Below are 21,518 nucleotides of genomic sequence, written 5' to 3'. Positions count from 1 at the left end.
GGGGGGAAGAGGTCGACGCGAGGGGAGGACGTGTCAGGGGTACCGGGGGCTGGTGTGCTGGGGATGTCGTCATCCCCCCAATCAAGGTTAGGACAAGGCGACGGGCCGGGGAGCGCGCTCCCCGGCCCGTCGCCTTGTCTGGCTTAAGCGGCCCTGCGGACATCGGCCCGCTTGGGCAGCGCGGCCTCGGAGGCGACCCGCAGGTCGCGGGCGATGAGGCCGCGCCGGGCGGCGGTGATGCCGCCGGCGATCCGACCGAGCAGCGTGGGACGGTCGGGGACGACGGGCGCGTCGGGGAGCGCCGAGTGCGCCTCGGTCTTGCTCATCTGGATTGCCAAGATCGCGTAAGGGTCCATCGGTGTTTCCTTCCGGGCGGTGATGCGAGATGCGTGCCGCGCCGGTGCGGCGGTGAGGCCCGCCCCGCGTCCGGGAGCCGCCGGAGCGGCTCCTCCCCGCGGTCGGTTCCGGGGCCTCGGCCACTACTCTGACCGGCCGTTGTCACCGGCTCATTACGCCCCAGGAAACCCTCGGACAAGTCCCGTGAACACCAGGGTGCCGATCATGCACCAGGTCACACCCGTTGCACCGCAAGCGCGTCCGCACAGAAAAAATCCGCCGCCGACCGGTGTCGCACCTGGTCGGCGGCGGATCTCACGTGGTGGGTCCAGTGGGACTCGAACCCACAACCTACGGATTAAAAGTCCGCAGCTCTGCCAATTGAGCTATAGACCCAACGGGGAGATTACCGCATCGGAGCAGCGGCGGTGCGGGTGGCGGGGGCCGGATGGCCTGCGGCACTCGGATTGTCGGTGGCTGGTGCGATAGTCGCGGGAGGCGTGTCGTCCACAGCCTGTGGACAGTGCGGAATCTCTGGTGCGAGGGGCGGAGTCGCTGGTGCGAGGCCAGACTTCACCGCCGGGCCGGTGGCGGTGAAGTCCGCGGCGGGCGGTGTGGGCTTCGCACCGCCGCTGGTGGACGGCGCGGCGGCAGTCGCGGAGAGCCGCCGCCGCGCCTATTCGATCAGCGTCGCACGCAGTCCTCGGTGGGGTCGGACCCGCTCCCGCTTGATCGAACATATGTACTATAAACCATCGCGTCGAGCCCGCACACACCCGGTCGGGTGAATTCCCAAGGGAACTGGAGAACGCGCCCGCCGCCCGGCACGGCCCCGGCGGCACCAGACGGACGGGCAGGTAGACTCGCCTGCTGTGCTCATACTGCTGCCGCCGTCAGAAGGAAAGGCCGGTCAAGGCGACGGTCCGCCCTTGGACCTCGGCCGACTCTCCTCACCCGCGCTGAACCCCATCCGCGAACTCCTCGTCGACCGCCTGGTCGAGCTGTGCGCCGACGAGGAAGCCGCCGTGAAGGCGCTCAAGCTCCCCGCCAGCGGACGCCATTACGTCCAGGCCGGCCGTGCGCTCAAGACCGCCCCGACCCTCGCCGCCTGGGAGCTGTACAACGGCGTCCTCTACGACCGGCTCGGACTCGGGGACCTCCCCGACGGCGAGCAGGTCTTCATCGCGTCGCCGCTGTGGGGGCTCCTGCGACCCTCCGACCGGGTGCCGCCGTACCGGATGCCGATGAGCACCCGGTTCGACGGGCTCGAACCGCTCGCGAAGCTGTGGCGCCCGGCCGTGGCCGGAGTGCTCGAGGCGCGCGACGAACTCATCGTCGACCTGCGCTCGAGCACGTACGCCCAGGTGTGGGGGCCGAAGGACCGCGGCGTCGCCGTGCGGGTGTTCAAAGAGGACGCCGACGGCGGCCGCAGCGTGGTCACCCACATGGCCAAGGCGACCCGGGGCGAGGTCGCCCGCGCGCTCCTCGCCGGGGGCGCCCGACCCGAGTCCGCAGCGGACCTCGCGGACTTCCTCGCCGACCAGGGGTGGAAGGTCGAACTCAGCGAACCGGCCACGCGTTCCAAGCCGTGGCAGCTCGATATCGTCAGCGCCTGAACGGCCGGGAGCTACCCTCGCGTCAAGTAGCGTGCGCCCCTACTGCAAGGGGGCCCGCGGGAACCTGAAGCGGAGCTGAAGTCGGCCCGGAGCTACCCTCGCGTTCGTTTTCGGGTCCCCTGGCCTACATGGTGCCTGCGGGAACCTGAAGGCAGGCTGAAGGCAAAACGGCGGCCCGGACACGAGGTGTCCGGGCCGCCGTCTCGTCTTGCTAGTGGTTCGATTTGTACCCGTGGGTCTTGGCGCGCTCGAACGAGCGGCGCACCTCCTCCTCGGCCTCGGCCCGTCCGGTCCAGGTCGCGCCCTCGACGCTCTTGCCGGGCTCCAAGTCCTTGTAGACCGTGAAGAAGTGCTGAATCTCCAGGCGGTCGAACTCGGGAACGTCGGCGATGTCCTTGAACCGGTCCTTGCGGGGGTCCTCGGCCGGGACGCACAGAACCTTGTCGTCCACGCCCTTCTCATCGCGCATCCGGAACATGCCGATGGCACGCGCGCGGATCACGCAACCGGGGAACGTCGGCTCCACCAGGACCAGTGCGTCCAGCGGGTCGCCGTCCTGGCCCAGCGTGTCGTCGATGAAGCCGTAGTCGGCCGGGTACACCGTCGCGGTGAACAGCGTCCGGTCCAGACGGATACGTCCGGTCTCGTGGTCGATCTCGTACTTGTTGGCAGACCCTTTCGGGATCTCCACGGTCACGTCGAACTCCATCGGCCGACCTCCTCCAGGCTCAATTGCAGTGCTCTTGATGGCCTAGTCTCTGTGCATGTCCCTCAGCGACAACGCCGACCCCAAGGTCGCGAGTAGTACGCCACACGCAGCACCCGCCCCGCAGCCGGGCGGGGCACGTCGTCGCCGGGCGCTCACCCGGGTCCTGGCGGCCCTCGCCATCGTGGTCACCGTAGCCGCCGCAGGGGGCCTGGTGTGGCAGATCTCGGCCGTCACCAGCCCCAGGACCGGGACGCTCACCGCCCCGGAGGCCTATCCCCCGGCCGAGGCCGCGCCCGTCCTCGCCGGGTCGGACGCCGACGCGCCGGTCCCCGACCTCGCCGCGGTCCTGCCGGGCCTCCTCGCCGACCCGCGCCTGACCGGGAGCCTCTCGGCGTCGTTCGCCGACGCCCTGACCGGGGACGTCCTCTTCGAGCAGGAGGGCGCGACGCCGCTCGCGCCCGCGTCCTCCATGAAAGTGGTCACTGCCGTGGCCGCGTTCCAGCACCTCGGCGCCGAGTACCGCATCCCCACCACCGTCGTCGAGGGCCCGACCGAGGACAGCGTCGTGCTCGTCGCCGGAGGCGACCCGACCCTGACCGTGGACGGCGAGGGCTACTACACGCAGTATGCGGCGGGCGCCAGCCTCACCGAGCTCGCCGACCTCGTCCTCGAAGCGCGCGGCGGCACCGCCCCGACCACGGTCTATCTCGACACGAGCGTGTTCACCGACACCGTCGCCGCCGCTGGCGTCGGGGCGGCCGAACTGGACACCTCGACCGCGCCGATGGCGCCGTTCATGGTCGACGGCGGCCGCACGGACAACACCCTGAAGTACTCCCCGCACCACGCCGACCCGGCGACGGCCGCCGCGCAGCAGTTCGCGGAACTCTTGGGCGCCACCACAGTCGAGGCGGGGACCGCCGCGGCGGGCGCGGCCGAGCTCGCCGTGGTGCACTCCGCGCCGCTGTCGGCGCTCGTCGACTCGTTCATCCTCACCTCGGACAACCTGCTGTCGGACGCGGTCGCGTTGCAGACCGCGCTGGCCGTCGAGGGCGAGATGACCTGGGCCGCGATGTCCACGGTGCACACGTCGACGCTCGCGGGCCTCGGCGTGGACACGGCCGGGCTCGTGTTCCACGACGGCTCCGGGCTCTCGCCCGACGACCGGATGACCGCGAACGCGTTCACGCAGATGCTGCTCGGCGCGACCGGGACGCCGGCGTCGTCGGTGTTCGAGTCGCTGCCCGTGGCCGGGTACTCCGGCACCCTCGGCGACCGCTTCGGCACCGCCGAGGCGGGCATGGGCGTCGTGCGGGGCAAGACCGGGACCCTCACCGAGCCCATCGGTGTCATCTCCTTGACCGGGACCTTGACCACGGCGGCCGGCAGGCAGCTGATCTTCTCGCTCATCAGCAACGGCCACGGGACCGACACCCCGTCGGGCGAAGCGGTCGAGGCGGCGATGGACGAGATCACCACGGCCGTCTCCCAGTGCGGCTGCTAGCGGTCGAGAGACATCGAGGGCCCCGGGTGAAAGCCCGGGGCCCCTTGCTTTGCGGCGCTTGCGGTTAGGCGACGTTCCAGGTCTGCGTGAGCGTCAGGCAGCCCGAAGCGGGCACGGTGGCCGTCCGGTTGCCGATCGACTCCCACGTGTAAGTCCCCGAGGAGCTCACGATCACGTACTTGTACTGGAAGGTCGTGCCGGCCGGGATGCTGATCGTGCCCTTCCAGACCGGGTAGGTCGTACCCGACAGGTGGGCCGAGCTGATCGCGGTCCAGTTGCCGAGCTGGGAGACCGAGCCCACGACGTACACCTCGTCGCCGACCGAGGTGCCCGAGACCGTGGCGTTCACCGTGACGCAGTCGTCCGTGCCGGTGTCGCCGCCACCGCCGCCGGACTCGTTGCCGACGTAGATCGCCAGCGCGGCCTTGGCCGCGACGGTGGCGGTGAAGGTGCCGCCGGAGACGGTGACGGTGGCGCCGGAGATGACGTCCACGTACGAGCCGTTCGGCAGCGAGGTGGTGAAGGTCTGGGTGATCGAGGAGGACCCGGCGTTGACGACCACGTGGCCGGTGTCCCCGCGGCCGAAGGCGAGCGCGTCGCCCGAGCCCCAGGTGTTGACGACGGCGTCGCCGGCGGTGGCGGCGCGGAAGCCGGCCATGCCGCTCATGTACGGGGAGCGGTGGACGCAGGTGAAGGCGCCGGTGCCGCAGACGGCGTCGGCGACGGAGCCGTCGGAGTTGAGCGGCGGGGCGGCGTGGCCGGTGGTGAACTCGTAGCCGGTGTAGGACGCGGGGGTACCGAACGGGTAGGCGAGCATGAACGCTTCGGCGAGGAGGTAGTCCTGGCCGTACTTGTAGTTCATGGTGAGGGAGCCGCGCTCGGTGTCGTGGTTGGCGACGAAGACGCCCGCGGGCGAGGTGTAGCCCCAGCTGGTGCCCATGGTGGTGAGGTAGCGGGCCTCGGAGGAGCCGTTGATGTGGCTCTTGAGGTCGTAGGCGTAGCTGAACTCCTGGACGTCGCCGATGCCGGTGTACTCGGCTTCGGTGACGGGTTCGCCGGAGGCGCCGATGACTTCCTGGACGATGTAGGGGTCGCCGGTGGCGAGGTCCATGATGGCGTCGAGGTCGGTCGCGGAGATGTGCTTGGCGGCGTCGACGCGGAAGCCTGCGACGCCGAGGCCGGTGAGGTCGTTGAGGTAGGCGGCGATGGTCTCGCGGACGTCGGCCTGGGAGGTGTCGAGGTCGTTGAGGCCGACGAGGTGGCACTCCTGGACTTCGGTGCGGTCGGTGTAGTCGGCGATCTCGCAGTAGGCGCTGCCGGTGTTGTGGAAGTCGGAGGCGTCGTATCCGGCGTCGGGGTAGTAGAACTGGCGGTATTCGCTGCCGTTCCAGCCGTAGCGGGTCTCGGTGGAGGAGCCTGCGGCCATGTGGTTGATGACGACGTCGGCGATGACGCCGATGCCGTTGGCCTCGCAGGTGGCGACCATGCTCGCGTATTCGGCGCGGGTGCCGAGGCGGGACTCGAGCTCGTAGCTGACGGGCTGGTAGTGGATGTACCAGGCGTTCTCTTCGCCGGAGGTGGCGTCTTCGCCGAGGATGTGCTCGTTCGGCGGGGAGGTCTGGACGTAGGTGTAGCCGGAGTCGGCGAGCGATCCGGCGCATTCGGCGGCGATGGAGTTCCAGTTCCACTCGAACATGTTGAGGATCGAGTCGCCGCCGGTGAGGGCCGCTACCGGGGCGGCGTCGAGGGGTTCGGGGTCGTTCTGGGGCCCGGCGGCGGGGACGGCCGCTGCGGCGATGAGGGCCGCGAGCGCGGCACCGCCGATGGCGGGCAGTGCGCGGCGGCGGAGGTGGTGAGGCATCGTTGCTCCCTTTGCAATTCCTGCCCGCAAGACTGCAAGATGTTGCGGACTTGAGAAGAACCTAGCATCGATGGTCCGATAGTTTCAAGATGTTCGATATTTGAATCCATGCGGTCACGTTAGGTGATTTGCGGTGCGGGCGAACCGCCGCAAACCGATCCCGCCGCGAGCGGGTCCCCGGCGGCCCCCGGCAACGCGGCAAACGCCCGGGCCCGGCCGGAAACCCCAGGTCCGGAACGCGCCGGTTCGCGCCTACTTGTGCGGGAGAGTGGCGCGGCAAGTGCGCTATGGATAGGCTTGGCCGATGGCGTCGCCCGCAGGAAACCCGATGCTGCCGTCAGTCGACTGGCAGACCGCCGCCTCCTGCTCACGGGCGTTCAGCCGCGGCGGCCCGCGCATGAGCCCCGAAGGCGCCCTCGACGTCGTCGCCGACCTCCACCGCCACGCCCGCAAGGCGATCGACCTGGTCACCGAGTACACCGGACTCGTCCCGGCCACCGAGGTGTCCGTCGACGTCGTCGACCGCATCCGCTGGAGCCGGGTCAACATCGCCGGATTCCGGCGCCTCCTCACCGAACTCGGCGCCGACGACCCCGGACCGGACGCCCCCGCCACCGCCGCCGCGAAACTCACCGGCGTCCAGACCGGCGCCGTCCTCGCGTTCCTGTCCTCCCGGGTGCTCGGCCAGTTCGAGACGTTCTCCACCGACACCGGCCGCCTGCTCTTCGTCGCCCCCAACATCGTCGAAGTCGAACGCCGACTGCGCCTGCCCTCGCGCGAGTTCCGCCTCTGGATCGCCGTCCACGAAGCCGCGCACCTCACCCAGTTCACGGCCGTCCCCTGGATGCGGGACCACTTCCACCAGCTCATCCACGCGTTCTTCGACGCCGCCGAACCCGACCGCTCCACCGCCTCCGGCCTCGCCCGCGCCGTGCGCCGCGCCCTCGCCAGCGCCCGCGAAGAGGAGCGCGGCGACCCGCAGGAAGAAATCCCCGGCGCCGACGTCATGTCCGCCGTCACCAGTCCCGAACAGCGCGAAGCGATCTCGCAGATCCAGGCGCTCATGACCCTCCTGGAGGGCCACGCCGAGTCCGTCATGGACGGCGTCGGCCGCACCTCCATCAACCACGTCGCACTCCTGCGCCGCCGCTTCGACCGCCGCCGCGCCAACCCGACCACACTGCAGCGGTTCCTCCGCCAGCTCCTCGGCCTCGACGCGAAGATGCGCCAGTACGCGGCCGGGCGCCGCTTCGTCGACCACGTCGTCGCCGCACACGGCGTCACCGGGTTCAACCGCGTCTGGGAACGCCCCGAACACCTGCCCACCGAAGCCGAGATCGACCACCCCGAGCGGTGGATCGCCCGCGTCCTGCGCGGCCAGGGCGCCGCGCCGCAGCGGCTCGGCGCCGGGCGCGGCTGAGCGCATGGCGAAACTGCCGCCCGCGGTGGCGCGGCTGCGCGTCGCCGTCCGCGACGCGCTCGCGGACCTCGCTGCCGACTCGCTCGTGCTCGTCGCCTGCTCGGGCGGGCCCGACTCGCTGGCGCTGGCGGACACGCTCGCGTTCTGCGCCCCGAGGATGGGGCTGCGGGCCGGACTCGTCACCGTCGACCATGGGCTGCAAGCGGGTTCGGACGAACGCGCGGCCGAGGTCGCCAGTTGGGCGGGCACTGTCGGGCTTGATCCGGTGGAGGCGGTGGCGGTCGAGGTCGGCAGTGACGGCGGGCCCGAAGGGGCCGCCCGGACGGCCCGGTACGCGGCGCTCGACGCGGCCGCGCGGCGACACGGCGCGAGCGCGGTCCTGTTGGGGCACACGAGAGACGACCAAGCGGAGACGGTGCTGCTCGCGCTGGCGCGCGGCGGCGGGCCGCGCGGCGTCGCGGGGATGCGGGCCGTGCGCGGTCGCTACCGGCGGCCGCTGCTGGGCATCGCGCGGGCCGATACGCACGCGGCTTGCGCCGAGCGCGGGCTGAAGCCGTGGACCGACCCGCACAACACCGACCCGCGGTACCTGCGGTCGGCGCTGCGCCCGGCGATGGACGTGCTCGCCGGGACGCTCGGGGAGGACGTGGTGGCGAACCTCGCGCAGACGGCGGCGCTGGTCGGGGCCGACACGGACTATCTGGACGGCGTGGCCCGGGAGGCGCTGGAAGCGTGCCGGACCGAGAACAGTGAGATTGACGCGAAGCGGGTGGCGGCACTCGCGGGGCCGGTGCGGCAGCGGGTGCTGCGGGCGTGGGTCCTGGAGTCGGGAGTCGACGGCGCGGAGCTGAACCACCGGCACCTCGACGCGGTCGACGCGCTCGTAGCGGACTGGCGAGGCCAGGGCCCGACCTTCCTCCCTGGAGGCATCGAAGTCCGACGGAGCGATGGGCGTCTCACCGCGTTCCGCTTGTAGCGAAATAAATAAGGAGAGCACGAGCGGTTGCGGAGCGCGCCGACCGGTGCGGGCGGGCGGCGGGCGCGCGAGAACTGCGATCCGCTGTGCGGGATATGAGGACGGCCCGCACTGTCGCGCGGGCCGTCGGGGACGAGGTTGCGGGGCTGCGCCCCGGGTGCTTACTTCTGGTAGACCGCCGGGTTCAGGACGCCGATGAACGGCAGCTCCCGGTAGCGCTCGGCGTAGTCGAGGCCGTAGCCGACCACGAACTCGTTCGGGATGTCGAAGCCCAGGTACTTCACGGGGATGTCCACCCGCTGCACGCCCGGCTTGCGGAGCATCGACACGACCGAGACCGAGGCGGGCTGCAGGCCCTCGAGGTACTTCAGCAGCCAGTCCAGGGTCAGCCCGGAGTCGATGATGTCCTCGACCACGAGGATGTGCTTCCCGGTGACATCGGAGTCGATGTCCTTGAGGATGCGCACGGTCCCCGACGAGGTCGTGGAGCTCCCGTACGACGACAGCGCCATGAACTCCATCTTCACCGGCACGCTCAGCGCCCGCGCGAAGTCGGCCATGAACATGACCGCCCCCTTGAACACGCCGACGAGCAGCAGCTCGTCGCCGTCCTCCAGCACGCCGCCGGCGTAGTCGGCCGAGACTTGGGCGCCGAGCTCGGCGACCTTCGCTCGGATCTCGTCTTCGGTGATGATGGTGCGCTCGATCTGCTCGGCGTACCACGAATCAGGATCGAACACCGCGTCCCGCGCCGCAGCGGACGGGACGGAAGGTGGGCTGGCAAGCTCCGACGTCATGTAACAAGGGTGCCACCCGATCGTCCGCGGCGCTGGCTTGGGTGGGCGAACTCAACCTGCCCGTGGTACTAATTACGGTCTATCAGCGGGCGGGGTAAGGGCGGTTTCCGTCGCGAAGGGCCAGGTGTCCTGACGCTGCGAATCGTCGAACCTCCGCACCGTGTACGTTCGAGTTGTCTTCTCCCTGCAGCTCAGGAAACCCTGTGGGGCCGCGGTGAAGCGTGCGATCCGCGGAAGAGACAGCAACGCTCTCGAGAACGCGAATGACGCAGGAGGAAACGAGTGGCCGACGCCGGGAGACCCACACCTGAGCGGAAGCGGTTCTTCCGCAGGCCGCTCGTCTGGATCGTGCTCATCGCCCTCATCGCGGTACTGATCGGCAGCTTCTGGTCCGGCGGGTCCGACTACGACGAGGCCACGACCTCCGAAGTCCTCAAGGACATCAACGACGGGAACGTCAAGGAGGCCAACCTCCTCGACAAGGAGCAGCTGGTCCAGCTCACCCTCAGCGACGGCAAGCAGGTCGAGGCCTACCTGCCCGCGGGGATGATGGAGACGGTCGCCACCGAGCTGGAGACCGCGGGCGTCAAGTTCGACACCGAGGTCAACGAGACCTCCGTGTTCGTGTCGTTCCTGCTGAGCCTCCTCCCGATCGTGCTCATCGTCCTGCTGCTCCTGTTCTTCATGTCGCAGATGCAGGGCGGCGGCTCGCGGGTCCTCAACTTCGGCAAGTCCAAGGCGAAGATGGTGTCCAAGGACACCCCGAAGACCACGTTCGACGACGTGGCCGGCGCCGACGAGGCCGTCGAGGAGCTCCGCGAGATCAAGGACTTCCTCGAGGACCCGAAGAAGTACCAGGAGCTGGGCGCGAAGATCCCCAAGGGCGTCCTCCTGTTCGGTCCTCCCGGCACCGGCAAGACCCTCCTCGCGCGCGCCGTCGCCGGGGAAGCGGGCGTCCCGTTCTACTCGATCTCCGGCTCCGACTTCGTCGAGATGTTCGTCGGTGTGGGTGCCAGCCGCGTGCGCGACCTGTTCACCCAGGCCAAGGAGAACGCGCCCGCGATCGTGTTCGTCGACGAGATCGACGCCGTCGGCCGCCACCGCGGCGCCGGCATGGGCGGCGGCCACGACGAGCGCGAGCAGACCCTCAACCAGCTGCTCGTCGAGATGGACGGCTTCGACACGCGCGGCGGGGTCATCCTCATCGCCGCGACGAACCGCCCCGACATCCTCGACCCGGCCCTGCTGCGGCCCGGCCGCTTCGACCGCCAGATCCCCGTCGACGCCCCCGACAAGGAAGGGCGCCAGGCGATCCTGTCGGTCCACGCGAAGGGCAAGCCGTTCGTCCCGAACGTCGAGTTCGAGACCATCGCGCGCCGCACGCCGGGCTTCTCCGGCGCCGACCTCGAGAACGTCATCAACGAGGCCGCGCTCCTGACCGCCCGCCACAACGAGAAGGCGATCTCCGCCGACGCCCTCGAAGAGGCCATCGACCGCGTCATCGCCGGACCGGAGCGCAAGGGCCGCGTCATGGGCGACGCCGAGAAGAAGATGACCGCCTACCACGAGGCCGGCCACGCGCTCGTCGCCCACGCGCTGCCGCACGCCGCGCCCGTCCACAAGCTCACGATCCTGCCGCGCGGCCGCTCGCTCGGCCACACGCTCGTGCTGCCCACCGAGGACAAGTACACGCAGACGCGCTCGGAGATGATCGACACGCTCGCGTACGCGCTCGGCGGCCGCGCCGCCGAGGAGCTGGTCTACCACGACCCGACCACGGGCGCCTCCAACGACATCGAGAAGGCCACCAAGGTCGCCCGCGCGATGGTCACCGAGTACGGCATGTCCGCCAAGCTCGGCGCCATCAAGTACGGCTCCAGCGGCTCCGAGCCGTTCCTCGGCCGCGAGTACGGGCACCAGAAGGACTACTCCGACGACGTCGCCGCCACGGTCGATGCCGAGATCCGGGCGCTCATCGAGATCGCCCACGACGAGGCGTACGCGATCGTCACCGAGTACCGCGACGTCCTCGACCAGATGGTCGTCGAGCTCCTCGAGAAGGAGACGCTGAACCAGGAGGACCTGGAGCGGATCGCGACCCGCGTGGTCAAGCGCCCGCCGATGTCCCCGTTCAACGGCACCGCGTCCCGCCAGCTCGGCGAGCCGCCCGTCTCGACCCCGAACGGCTCCAAGCCCGCCGAGGGCATCGAGGAAGGTATCGAGGTCGGCCCCTCCACCGAGGGACAGGCCCCGCAGGCCTAAACCGGAGTGAAACATTTCACGGGCCTCCTGACCTGGTCGGGAGGCCCGTTTCCGTGTCCACAGGGTGGTGAAGCCCACTGGGGATGTCGGCGGAAAGCCGTAAGCTTGTGCGATGGCTGAACTCGACAACCTGGCCGCCCGCCTCATCGACGGCCGCATCAACGGCAGCCCCGTCGAAAACGCGGTGGACCTGGAGCGCATCGAAGCCGCCGTCAGAGAGATCCTGATGGCGGTCGGCGAGGACCCCGACCGCCCCGGGCTCCAGGAGACCCCCCGCCGCGTCGCCCGCGCCTACGCCGAACTCTTCGCCGGGCTGCGCGTCGACCCCGCCGAAGTCCTCAAGACCTCCTTCGACGAGAACCACAACGAGCTCGTGCTCGTGCGCGACATCGACGTGCAGTCCTTCTGCGAGCACCACCTGCTGCCGTTCACCGGCGTCGCCCACGTCGGCTACATCCCCGGCCCGGCCGGGAAGATCGTCGGGCTCTCCAAGCTCGCCCGCCTCGTCGAGGTGTACGCCCGCCGCCCGCAGGTGCAGGAGCGGTTCACGAGCCAGATCGCCGACCAGCTGTACAACTCGCTCGAAGCGAGCGGCGTCATCGTCGTCGTCGAGTGCGAGCACACGTGCATGTCCATGCGCGGCATCAGGAAGCAGGGCTCCCGCACGGTCACCTCGGCGGTGCGCGGCCTCATGCAGTCCGACGCGCGCTCCCGCGCCGAGGCGATGTCGCTCCTGCGCGGCACCACCAACTGACCTGTTCCAGGGCAAGCGAAGAGGCCGGATGCGCACTGCATCCGGCCTTCGCTATGAGGCGAGCGAGCCTAGGGGTGTCCAGGCATCGGAACGCTGGGTTGTTAGATGACCTGGCCGGTCTGCGACTGGAACGAGTCGCCCTCGGGCACGGCCTCGGTGTAGGCGGTGTCGAGGAAGCCGTCCTCGTCGGTGTCGGTGAGCACGGTGTCGGCGACGCCGTCCGCGTCCGAGTCGACGGAGATCTCGTCGACCAGGCCGTCGGCGTTGTAGTCGGTGATCACGGTGTCGGCGTAGCCGTCGTCGTTCGAGTCGGTGGCGACCGAGTCGATGTAGCCGTCGGCGTTGGTGTCGACCGAGACCTGGTCGGTGTAGCCGTCGCCGTTGGTGTCCGACTCGATGGTGTCGATGAGGCCGTCGCCGTCGGTGTCGGCGGCGTAGGACTCGACCGAGCCGTCGCCGTCCGCGTCGACCATCAGCTCGTCGGAGATGCCGTCGTTGTCGTAGTCGGTCGCGATGGCCTCGGCGTCGCCGTCGCCGTCGGCGTCGATCAGGGTCACGCCGTCGGAGGAGATGGTGGCGTCCTCGTAGCCGTCGCCGTCGACGTCGAAGGTCTCGGTGACCGTGGAGACCGCGGTGTCGTCGTAGGACTCCTCGTAGGTCTCCTCTTCCATGCTGTATTCCTCGGCGGCAGCCTCGTCGGTGTAGGTCTCCTCCTCAGCGGCGTAGTCCTCTTCGACGGTCTCTTCGACAGCGGCTTCGTCGTACTCGCTCATAGCATTCATCCTTAGTTGAGAAGTGTTCCGTGCTTGATGAGAAGAACTTTACGGCTGCCGCGAGGGCCGTGAATCCCCAGAGTGTGCCAACCCCCTATGCTTTCTTCCGGTCACCCTGGTATCTGCCCGTCACACGAGGTCTGGAGCTCCCTTTGAGCTTGTCCAGCAACGCTTTCGACTCCCCCGGGCCGCCTCCTGCGCTGGTCCCGGTGCCCGCATCGCGGGCGTTCGACATGCACTCCTCAAGGGTTGTGGCGGGCGCGGCGGGCGCGGGCTGGCAGTTCGACCTGCGGGCCGACGACCCGGTGACGCGCGACGGGATGCTGCTGGTGCCCTTGATATCCGAGGCCGACTACTACCGGGCGGTGGACGGCGACGGGGACGCGTACGCGAGCCTCGTGCCGGCTGAGGACGTGTACGTGCAGCGGCCCGAGCCCGGCACGGGCTCGCCGCGGCCGGGGTACCTGATCGAGCGGCTCTCCGACCCCGACTCGCCGCCGGTGAGGCGGCCGTACCCGGCCTCCGATGTGCCGGGGCTGATCGGGCGGCGCGTCTGGTACTGGACCGACGCGGTGTTCCGGGACGACTTCCGTTGCGTCTCAGAGGCTTTCGAGCTCGACGGGGACTTCTGCGTGCGGGTCGTCGAGGAGCGGGCGTGGTACCGGTGGCAGCGGACGGGCACGATCCCGAAGGCGCAGGACGCGTTCATCCACCACCTGTGGACGCAATAACGACTGCCAGAGCCTCGTCATCATCGCCTCTACGGCGATCCTCGGCCGGACGTTGAACTCGATCGCCCTGCGGCACTCCAGGATCGCGTCGATGCGGCGCAGGAGCGATTCGGCGCTGAGCTTCGCGGCCGCCGCTCTGGTCGTGTCGGCCATGTCGATGTGGATGGGGTCCACACGGGCGCCGAACCCGGCCGCGAGGGCGTCGCGGTAGAACGCCGCCAGGTCCACGAGGGCCCGGTCGAGGGAGTCGCGCTGCGCCCGCGTGTCGCGGGTCTTCTGGCGCTTCTCCAGCTCCTTCAGCGCCGCCGCCGAGCCGCGGGCGGCCTTCGACGCGCCTTTGCCTGTGCCGCCCTTGCCGAGCGCGGTCTCCAGCGCTTCCTTCTCCGCCGCCGACTGGTCCGTGTACACCCCCGAGGCCTCGGCCTCGGCGGCCTCGATCAGCTCCACCGCGGCGGTGAAACACGCGCCCAGACCGGTGAGGCGGCGCGGGATCTGCAGCACGTCGTGGCGTTTCGCGCGCGCCTCCGCGTCGGTGGCGAGCCGCCGGGCCCGGCCCACATGCCCTTGGGCCGCAGCGGCATACAGTTCGGCTTCTCGCCGTGGCAGGCCGTCGCGGCTGACCAGCAGGTCCGCGATCGCCTCCGAAGGCGGCTGCCGCAGCCCCAGGACGCGGCAGCGGGACCGGATCGTCACCGAGATCTCCGCCGGGTTCGTCGACGGCGCGCAGAGCAGGAACACGGTCCGCTCCGGCGGTTCCTCGACCGCTTTCAGCAGCGCGTTCGCGGCCGCCTCGGTCAGGCGGTCGGCGTCCTCGACGACGAGGATCTGCCAGCGCCCCGACGTGGGTGCGCGGCTCGCTTCGAGGATGAGGCGGCGGACCTGGTCGACGCCGAGGGTCAGGCCCTCGGGGATGACGCGGGTGACGTCGGAGTGCGTGCCGCCCAGGACGGTGCGGCAGGAATGGCACTCGCCGCAGCCGCCCTGGTCGCATTGGAGTGCGGCGGCGAAGGCGACGGCGGCGGTGGAGCGGCCGGAGCCGGGCGGGCCGGTGAAGAGCCACGCGTGGGTCATGCCGGTGCCGCGGGCGGCTTCGGCGAGGATGCGCTGGGCCTCGTCCTGACCGACGAGCTCCCTGAACACTCCGGCGGCGGCGACGGTCACGGGCGGCCGGCCTCTTCGGTGACGGTGTCCCAGCCGTAGTCCTTGGTGGATTCGGCAGTGCCGCTTGATGGGGCAGGGCCTTCGGGCGCGGCGGGGCCGTCGGTCCCGGTGCCGCGGCCCGAGTTGTCGCTGTCGAGGCCGGGCCAGCCGGTCTCGGTGCGGGCGGTCTGGGTGCGGATGTCGAGGCGTTCGGCGACGGCCGCGCGCACGGCGGCGGCGATGTCGTCGGGGGTGCCTCCGGCTTCGATGACGAGGTAGCGGCCGGGGTCGGCGGCGGCGAGCTGGAGGAAGGTCTCGCGGACCTTCTCGTGGTATTCGAGCTCTTCCTGTTCGAGGCGGTCGCCGGTGCCTCCGGCCTTGGCGCGGTGGAGGCCGTTGGCGGGGTCGACGTCGAGGAGGACGGTGAGGTCGGGCTTGAGTCCGCCGGTGGCCCAGGCGGAGACCCAGGCGATCTCGTCCTTGCCGAGGGCGCGGCCGGAGCCCTGGTAGGCGATGGAGGAGTCGATGTAGCGGTCGGAGACGACGACGGCGCCGCGTTCGAGGGCGGGGCGGATGACCTTGTCGACGTGCTGGGCGCGGTCGGCGGCGAACAGGAGCGCTTCGGCGCGGGGCGCGGGCGCGGACTCGCCGCCGGAGTCGAGGACGAGCGAGCGGATGCGCATGCCGATGTCGGTGGCGCCGGGCTCGCGGGTGAGGACCGCTTCGTAGCCGCGGAGTTTGAGCCAGGCGGCGAGTTTCACCGACTGGGTGGACTTCCCGGCGCCTTCGCCGCCTTCGAAGACGACGAAGAAGCCGGTCCCGGCGACGGGGTCGACGGCGGAGAGGGGGCGGCCGCGCAGGGAGGACCAGAGGTCGGCGAAGACGGGGACGCCGGGCTTGTCGTCCATGGAGCGGAACGCGGTGACGCCGAGCCAGACGACGAGGGCGCCGCCGATGAACAGGAGGATGCGGCTCATGGAGACCTCGACCTCGGTGAAGCCGAGGTCGAGCTGGCGGGCGGCCTGCCAGCCCGCGAGGGGCGCGGCGATCGTCATGGAGGCCATGAGGATGACGCGGGCGGAGACGGCGATGAACGCGAACATGCGGCCGCGGATCTCGTCCTCGGTCTCGCGCTGGAGGAGGGTGATCCCGGCGAGGAAGGCCATGCCGGCGCCGAGGCCGATGACGACGGAGCCGATGAGCGAGAACACCATGTGCGGGGCGACGGCGTCGAGCGCGAGGCCCGCACCGGCGAGGACGATGCTCATGCCGAACCAGCGCAGGCGGGAGAGTTCGCCGATGAGCTTGGGGCCGAAGGCGATGCCGGAGCCGAGGCCGAGGAAGAGGAACACGGCGAGGGTGTAGAACGCGGCTTCGCCGGCGCCGAGGGTCGCGGCGTAGACGGTGCCGACGCCGATGAGGATGCCCGCGCCGCTGAACGCGCCGAGCATGCCGACGATGAGGCCGCGCACGCGTTCGGACGTGCGCAGGTAGGCCCAGCCCTCGACGAAGTCGTTCCAGACGCTGGAGGTCTTGGCGGCGACCTTGCCGTAGCGGCCGGAGATCTGCGGGATGAAGAAGTAGACGGTGATGGCGAGGGTCGCGAACATCGCGGCGGTGAGGTAGAGCGCGATGACCATGGGCTCGGCCCAGGTGCCGAGGTTGGTCCAGACGCCCGAGCCGCGTTCGAGGACCGCGAGGACGGCGAACGCGAGGGGCGGGGCGATGCCGTACGTGGTGGCGAGGGAGAGCTGGTTGGCGGCCTCGTACTTCTCGGGCGGGAGGAGGTTCGGGACGGCCGCTTCCTTGGCCGGGGACCAGATGAGGACGGCGCCTTCGATGCAGAGCTGGGCGATGGCCAGCCAGGCGACGGTGACCGCGGTGTTGTTCGTGATCAGGTAGACCGTGGGGACGGAGGCGATGAGGAGGAAGCGGGCGGTGTCGCAGGCGGCCATGGTCTTGCGGCGGTCGAACCGGTCGGCGAAGACGCCCGCGACGGGGCCGAGCACCAGGGACGGCAGCAGCCTGAGGACGATGGTGGCCGAGAACGCCGCGCCCTTGGCCGCGGGGTCGTCGAACAGGGACTGCGCGAATCCGGCGGTGGCGAAGATGGCCAGCCAGTCGCCGAAGGAGGCCAGTCCGAGGACGGTCCACAGGCGTCTGAACGGGCGGATTCGCAGCACCGTCTGGATGTCGGCAAGGGTGTTCGCCATGCTGCTCCTCGAAAGTCAGAGACCGCACCGGGTCGACTATTGAGACTAGTCGGCCCAGTGCGGTCGCATGCCCCGGCGCGGTGGTTTGAGTGGCCTGGGACCCGCTTACGGCAGGCGGCGGCCGAGGTAGTCGCAGACGACGTCGCCGGCTTCGGCGATCGAGGCGGCGCAGCCCTCCGGGTCGCGGCGGAACGCGAGGCGGACCAGGGCCTGCCCGGTCTCGACGGCGACGGTGACGGTCTTGTTGAGCTCGTCGTCGCCGCCGATGCCGAAGCGCTGGGCGAGCCCGGCGAGGATCTGGTCGGCGATCACGTCGCCGCCGGTGGTGACGGCGTCGGCCCGGCCCGGGTCGATGGCGTCGGCCAGGTGGAGGACGCGGAAGCCGGGCGCGGTCCGATACATCTGCACGTACTCGTCGATGGCGGCCTCGACCCCGCCGCGCCAGTCGGCGGGCGGTTCGGCGTCGAAGCGGGCGGCGAGGCGCTCGAAGTACAGGTCGATGTAGCGCTGGCTCAGGGCTTCGGCGAGCGAGCGCTTGTCCCCGAAGAACTGGTAGACCGAGCCGATGGCGACGTCGGCGCGCTGTGCGATGGCGGTGGTCGAGAGCCGGTCGTAGCCGACCTCTTCGATCAGGTCCGCGGCGGCGTCGAGCATCCGGCGCACGCGCGCGGCGGAACGCTCCTGGACCGGCAGGCGCCGCAGCGAGTGCGTGGCGCCGAACTTGGACACCGGTGACATCGTGGGCTGCCTCGCGGCGGGCACGGTTGCAGTGCTCATGGTGTTGTCTCCCCCCTGTGATGACAAGTCTCCCCATCATGGACGACTTGCCCGGATTTGAGGCTCATTCCCGGTCGTGTCGCGAGGGAAATTCCAACTTCACCCTTCGCAGGGCGACTGGGCGGTCTCGACCGTCATGTCGTGAAACGGCTTGACTCGATGCGGAGTTCGTCACTCTCACGGTTGCGGCGGTTGTGTGTGAACACCCGGACACGGAAGGATTGCGAGGGTTTTGCGCGTTGCTTCAGGGGACAAGCAGCGCAGATTTATGGCTCGCAAGCTTCGCCAAGAGGCGCGAGAGAGGACTACACATGCAGCAGCGGCGTACGCCGGCCTTCAGGGCACGATGCCGAAAGCAGACCGTCCGTCGCGTGGCGATGGTCTCCGTGCACACCTCTCCTCTGGCGCAGCCGGGCACGGGCGACGCGGGCGGCATGAACGTCTACGTCCTCAACACCGCCCGCGAGCTGGCCCGCTCCGGCGTCGAGGTCGAGGTCTTCACCCGCGCCACCAGCTCCGACGAGCCCCCCACGGTGGAAGCGGCGCCCGGCGTCCTCGTCCACCACCTCCCCGCCGGGCCCTTCGAGGGCCTCTCGAAGAACGACCTGCCGACGCAGCTGTGCGCGTTCACCGGCGGGCTCCTGCGGGCCGAGGCCCACAACCGGCCCGGCCACTACGACCTCATCCACGCCCACTACTGGCTCTCCGGGCAGGCCGCGTGGGTCGCCGCCGACCGGTGGGGCGTGCCGCTCGTCCAGACCTTCCACACCCTCGCCAAAGTCAAGAACGCGCAACTCGCCGAAGGGGACTCGCCCGAGCCGATCGGCCGCGTCGTCGGCGAGGAGCAGATCACGACCGAAGCCGACCTCCTCATCGCCAACACGGCCGCCGAAGCCGGTGAGCTGCACCGCTACTACGGGGCCGACCAGCGCCGCGTCGAAGTGATCCACCCCGGCGTCGACCTCGGCGTCTTCCGCCCCGGCGACCGGTACGCCGCCCGCCAGGCCCTCGGGCTCCCCCACAACGCGCTCGTCGTCGCGTTCGTCGGCCGCATCCAGCCCGCGAAAGCCCCGGACGTGCTCCTGCGCGGCCTCGCGCGGTTGCGGGAGACCGACCCGCTGCTGGCCGAGCGCATCGTCCCCGTCTTCGTCGGCGGGCCCTCCAACACCGACCTGTACTGGCTCCCCAAACTCGCCGGGGAACTCGGGCTCGGCGACAAAGTACAGTGGCGCACCCCGCGCTCCGGTGAAGCGCTCGCCCAGGTCTACCGGGCCGCCGACGCCGTCGCCGTCCCCTCCTACAACGAATCGTTCGGGCTCGTCGCCCTCGAAGCCCAGGCCACCGGCACCCCCGTCATCGCCGCGAAAGTCGGCGGCCTCACCACCGCCGTCAGCGAAGGCGCCTCCGGGCTCCTCGTCGACTCGCACTCCTCCGACGACTGGGCCGCCGCGCTCGGGCGCCTCATGGGCGACGGCGCACTGCGCGAACGCCTCGCCGCGGGCGCCCGCACCCACGCCGCGCTGTTCTCCTGGCAGGCCACCGCCGAAGGCCTCAGCGGCGCCTACCGGCGCACGCTCCTCGCACGCTCCCAGGCCATTACCCTGAACCGGTGATCGAACAGCTCCACGCCGCACTCGACGCGATCGGCGCCGACTACCGCGCCGACACCCCGCGCTCGGTCGTCGTCAGCCTCCCCGGGCAGCGCAAACTCAGCATCGCCTGCGGGCTCGTCCTCGAAGACCACGCCCTCCGCGTCGAGGCCTTCGTCGCCCGCAGGCCCGAGGAGCACCACGAGCAGGTGTGGGCGGAGCTGCTGCGCCGCAACGGGAAGCTGTACGCCGTGGCGTTCGCGACCGACGAGGCGGAGGACATCCACCTCGTCGGCCGCCTCCCGTTCACCGCGATCAGCGCCGAGGAACTGGACCGCGTCCTCGGGCAGGTGCTCGAGGCCGCCGACACCGTCTTCAACGTGATCCTCGAACTCGGGTTCCGGTCCTCTATCGAAGAGGAGTGGCGCTGGCGGCTCGCGCGCGGCGAGTCCACGAAGAACCTCGAGGCGTTCGAGCACCTGAAACCGGAGGACTAGAGGGTCCCGTCCGCCAGGATCTCCTGGGCGCGCGCCTCCATCCCGTTGGCGCGCTTGTGGAACGAGTAGAACGCCTCCTCGTGGCCGCTCACGTACGCGATCAGGTATTCCCAGAAGACCTCCACCTGGACGTCTTGGAGGCCCGTCTCGGCGTGGCACGCCGCGTCGTCCCCGGCGGTCGCCAGGACCTCTTCGGCGAGCGCCGCTTCAGCCTCCTCAAGGGACATAGAGCCGTCGATCTGCCAGGCGGCCTTCAAGTCGCCGGACCTGCTGAACAGGGCGCTGCGCAGATGGACCGGCTCGCCGTAGTCGTAGCCGAGCCCCTGCATGCACTCCCCCCAGGCCGCGCGGGCCTCGGTCACGCGATCGTCCGACTCCCAGTCGGTGCCGCCGCGTGCGCCCGCGAGCCCGGCGTGGTTGAGGTAGTCCGGGTACGCCCCTTCGGAAAGCGCGTCCTCGGCCTCCCTCATGCACCCGCCTCCGGCACGCTCGGACTCGCCGACGTCCGGCAGCATCACGGTCTCGGCCTCCATGCCCGGCGAGCCGTAGAGCGCCGCGAAGTAGGCATCCTGGTCTTCCTGCGGCAGTTCGGTGAACGGGTCGGGCTCGGTGTACACGTCCTCGCCGTCCTCGTTCCCGTAGATGAGGGTGATCGCGGGGTTGTCCACTTCGACGTCGTAGATCTCGGTGGGCGGCAGGGTGAGATCGGGTTCGGAGTAGACGAAGTAGCCGAGGAGGTCGGCGATGCCGTTCGGCTCCTCGACCTCGGTCTGCATGGGGTGCACCGTGAAACCGGCGTTCTCGACGCACAGCCGCGCGACCCGGTCGAGGGCCTGCTGCACCTGGTCGGCCGAGGCGAGGTTGTCGGCGAGCACGGCCTCGGCGGTCGCGCGGTCGACCGGCTCCGGCGGTTCGGCGCAGGCCGCGAGCAGCAGGAGCAGGGCCGGGACGCCGATAGCGGCCCGGCCCTTCAGGACCCGGGGGTCAGACATACGAGGTCTCGACGTGGCAGCCCGTCGAGCAGCCCGAGTGCCACGACTGGTAGACGCCGGTGCGGTAGTACCGCACCGTCACCGGGTTGCCCACCGTCGCCTGGCTGGAGGACTGGCGCTTCCCGGTGCTGCCCGAGCCGCTGGAGTTCGCGTAGTAGACGTTCACCCACGCGTAGTGCGAGCTGCACGCGGACGTGCGCGAGATCCACCGCTGCGTCTGGCCGTAGTCGTCGCCGTTCGTCGTCGATATGCCGGCCCACCAGTCGTCGCAGCTCATCGTGTAGTTCACGCCTCCGGCGTGCGCCGCCGACGGCACCGCGACCGAACCGGCCGCCACGAGCACGGCCAGCGCGGCCGCCGCTCCGGTCCGGCGCAGCACGGAAGATAGAGTGGACCCAGGTCCCCTGTTCATTCGGACTCCTTCCAAGGCAGGGTGATTCACGGCGCGCGGTCTCTCGGTTGGCGCCTGTGACCGCGCGCTGACAAGACGCTATCGGCCGCCTCGGCCGTCCACAAGGTCCAGAGGCCGATATGGCACACCGTCCCACAACGTGGACCATCTGTTATGAAC

General features: G+C 70.2%; 18 protein-coding genes and 1 tRNA gene. 8 read left to right on the top strand and 11 right to left on the bottom strand.

Annotation, left to right across the window (positions count from 1 at the left end):
- Positions 1 to 143 precede the first annotated feature (143 nt).
- Together ACZ60M_RS21540 and ACZ60M_RS21535 are read right to left on the bottom strand one after the other, a co-directional pair.
- Positions 144 to 356 (bottom strand): hypothetical protein, encoded by a 213-nt coding sequence (locus tag ACZ60M_RS21540; RefSeq protein WP_465420677.1) that lies wholly within the window; start codon positions 354 to 356, stop codon positions 144 to 146.
- Between the two features lie 300 nt (positions 357 to 656).
- A tRNA-Lys gene (locus tag ACZ60M_RS21535) sits at positions 657 to 732 on the bottom strand.
- A gap of 476 nt (positions 733 to 1,208) precedes the next feature.
- Between ACZ60M_RS21535 and ACZ60M_RS21530 the strand changes: the two genes are divergently transcribed.
- A complete protein-coding gene (locus ACZ60M_RS21530) occupies positions 1,209 to 1,952 on the top strand; it encodes a YaaA family protein (protein WP_465420676.1) in 744 nt (247 codons plus the stop codon).
- A gap of 211 nt (positions 1,953 to 2,163) precedes the next feature.
- Here ACZ60M_RS21530 and ACZ60M_RS21525 read toward each other — a convergent pair whose 3' ends face one another.
- Positions 2,164 to 2,661, bottom strand: a complete 498-nt coding sequence (locus ACZ60M_RS21525; RefSeq protein WP_465420675.1) for an inorganic diphosphatase — start codon at positions 2,659 to 2,661, stop codon at positions 2,164 to 2,166.
- Between the two features lie 55 nt (positions 2,662 to 2,716).
- Between ACZ60M_RS21525 and dacB the strand changes: the two genes are divergently transcribed.
- Positions 2,717 to 4,165, top strand: a complete 1,449-nt coding sequence (gene dacB, locus ACZ60M_RS21520) for a D-alanyl-D-alanine carboxypeptidase/D-alanyl-D-alanine endopeptidase (RefSeq protein WP_465420673.1) — start codon at positions 2,717 to 2,719, stop codon at positions 4,163 to 4,165.
- 64 nt (positions 4,166 to 4,229) lie between these two features.
- Here dacB and ACZ60M_RS21515 read toward each other — a convergent pair whose 3' ends face one another.
- A complete protein-coding gene (locus tag ACZ60M_RS21515) occupies positions 4,230 to 6,026 on the bottom strand; it encodes a carbohydrate-binding module family 20 domain-containing protein (protein ID WP_465420671.1) in 1,797 nt (598 codons plus the stop codon).
- 304 nt (positions 6,027 to 6,330) lie between these two features.
- Between ACZ60M_RS21515 and ACZ60M_RS21510 the strand changes: the two genes are divergently transcribed.
- Together ACZ60M_RS21510 and tilS are read left to right on the top strand one after the other, a co-directional pair.
- Entirely contained in the window at positions 6,331 to 7,446 is a 1,116-nt protein-coding gene (locus ACZ60M_RS21510) for a zinc-dependent metalloprotease (protein ID WP_465420669.1), read from the top strand.
- A gap of 4 nt (positions 7,447 to 7,450) precedes the next feature.
- Positions 7,451 to 8,422, top strand: coding sequence for a tRNA lysidine(34) synthetase TilS (gene tilS / locus ACZ60M_RS21505; RefSeq protein WP_465420667.1), 972 nt, complete (start codon positions 7,451 to 7,453; stop codon positions 8,420 to 8,422).
- A gap of 161 nt (positions 8,423 to 8,583) precedes the next feature.
- On the opposite strand, the gene hpt is transcribed toward tilS, so the two are convergent.
- Positions 8,584 to 9,219: a hypoxanthine phosphoribosyltransferase gene (gene hpt, locus ACZ60M_RS21500; protein ID WP_465420666.1), complete on the bottom strand. Its 636-nt coding sequence runs from the start codon at positions 9,217 to 9,219 to the stop codon at positions 8,584 to 8,586.
- 345 nt (positions 9,220 to 9,564) lie between these two features.
- On the opposite strand from hpt, the gene ftsH reads away from it, so the two are divergent.
- Together ftsH and folE are read left to right on the top strand one after the other, a co-directional pair.
- On the top strand, positions 9,565 to 11,481 hold the full coding sequence (ftsH, locus tag ACZ60M_RS21495; protein WP_465420681.1) for an ATP-dependent zinc metalloprotease FtsH: 1,917 nt from the start codon (positions 9,565 to 9,567) through the stop codon (positions 11,479 to 11,481).
- A gap of 112 nt (positions 11,482 to 11,593) precedes the next feature.
- Positions 11,594 to 12,235 carry a GTP cyclohydrolase I FolE gene (gene folE / locus ACZ60M_RS21490; RefSeq protein WP_465420664.1) on the top strand — a complete coding sequence of 214 codons (642 nt, stop codon included), beginning with the start codon at positions 11,594 to 11,596 and terminating at the stop codon, positions 12,233 to 12,235.
- Between the two features lie 101 nt (positions 12,236 to 12,336).
- Here the strand turns inward: folE and ACZ60M_RS21485 are convergent, their stop codons facing one another.
- The 4 genes from ACZ60M_RS21485 to ACZ60M_RS21470 form a co-directional block, all read right to left on the bottom strand.
- Complete coding sequence (locus tag ACZ60M_RS21485) at positions 12,337 to 13,008, bottom strand: hypothetical protein (protein WP_465420662.1); 672 nt, start codon at positions 13,006 to 13,008, stop codon at positions 12,337 to 12,339.
- A gap of 599 nt (positions 13,009 to 13,607) precedes the next feature.
- Positions 13,608 to 14,900 carry a DNA polymerase III subunit delta' gene (locus ACZ60M_RS21480; RefSeq protein ID WP_465420660.1) on the bottom strand — a complete coding sequence of 431 codons (1,293 nt, stop codon included), beginning with the start codon at positions 14,898 to 14,900 and terminating at the stop codon, positions 13,608 to 13,610.
- Positions 14,897 to 17,092: a dTMP kinase gene (tmk, locus tag ACZ60M_RS21475; protein WP_465420658.1), complete on the bottom strand. Its 2,196-nt coding sequence runs from the start codon at positions 17,090 to 17,092 to the stop codon at positions 14,897 to 14,899. The genes ACZ60M_RS21480 and tmk overlap by 4 nt, the downstream gene beginning before the upstream one ends.
- Before the next feature lie 105 nt (positions 17,093 to 17,197).
- The gene (locus tag ACZ60M_RS21470) at positions 17,198 to 17,869 is read right to left on the bottom strand and encodes a TetR/AcrR family transcriptional regulator (protein ID WP_465420656.1); all 672 of its coding nucleotides are present in this window, start codon (positions 17,867 to 17,869) and stop codon (positions 17,198 to 17,200) included.
- Between the two features lie 377 nt (positions 17,870 to 18,246).
- Here ACZ60M_RS21470 and mshA point away from each other — a divergent pair, with 377 nt between their 5' ends.
- Together mshA and ACZ60M_RS21460 are read left to right on the top strand one after the other, a co-directional pair.
- Positions 18,247 to 19,482 (top strand): D-inositol-3-phosphate glycosyltransferase, encoded by a 1,236-nt coding sequence (gene mshA / locus ACZ60M_RS21465; RefSeq protein ID WP_465420679.1) that lies wholly within the window; start codon positions 18,247 to 18,249, stop codon positions 19,480 to 19,482.
- Positions 19,479 to 19,955: a type III secretion system chaperone family protein gene (locus ACZ60M_RS21460; RefSeq protein WP_465420654.1), complete on the top strand. Its 477-nt coding sequence runs from the start codon at positions 19,479 to 19,481 to the stop codon at positions 19,953 to 19,955. Before mshA ends, ACZ60M_RS21460 begins: the two co-directional genes overlap by 4 nt.
- Here ACZ60M_RS21460 and ACZ60M_RS21455 read toward each other — a convergent pair.
- Complete coding sequence (locus ACZ60M_RS21455) at positions 19,952 to 20,947, bottom strand: hypothetical protein (protein ID WP_465420652.1); 996 nt, start codon at positions 20,945 to 20,947, stop codon at positions 19,952 to 19,954. The two genes, ACZ60M_RS21460 and ACZ60M_RS21455, sit on opposite strands and share 4 nt — an antisense overlap.
- On the bottom strand, positions 20,940 to 21,359 hold the full coding sequence (locus ACZ60M_RS21450) for a hypothetical protein (RefSeq protein WP_465420650.1): 420 nt from the start codon (positions 21,357 to 21,359) through the stop codon (positions 20,940 to 20,942). Before ACZ60M_RS21450 ends, ACZ60M_RS21455 begins: the two co-directional genes overlap by 8 nt.
- Positions 21,360 to 21,518: the final 159 nt, after the last annotated feature.

It is taken from the genome of Glycomyces sp. NPDC050141, from assembly GCF_055586545.1.
Note: the sequence above shows the minus strand (reverse complement) of the source record. Positions and strands in the feature narration are given on the sequence as shown.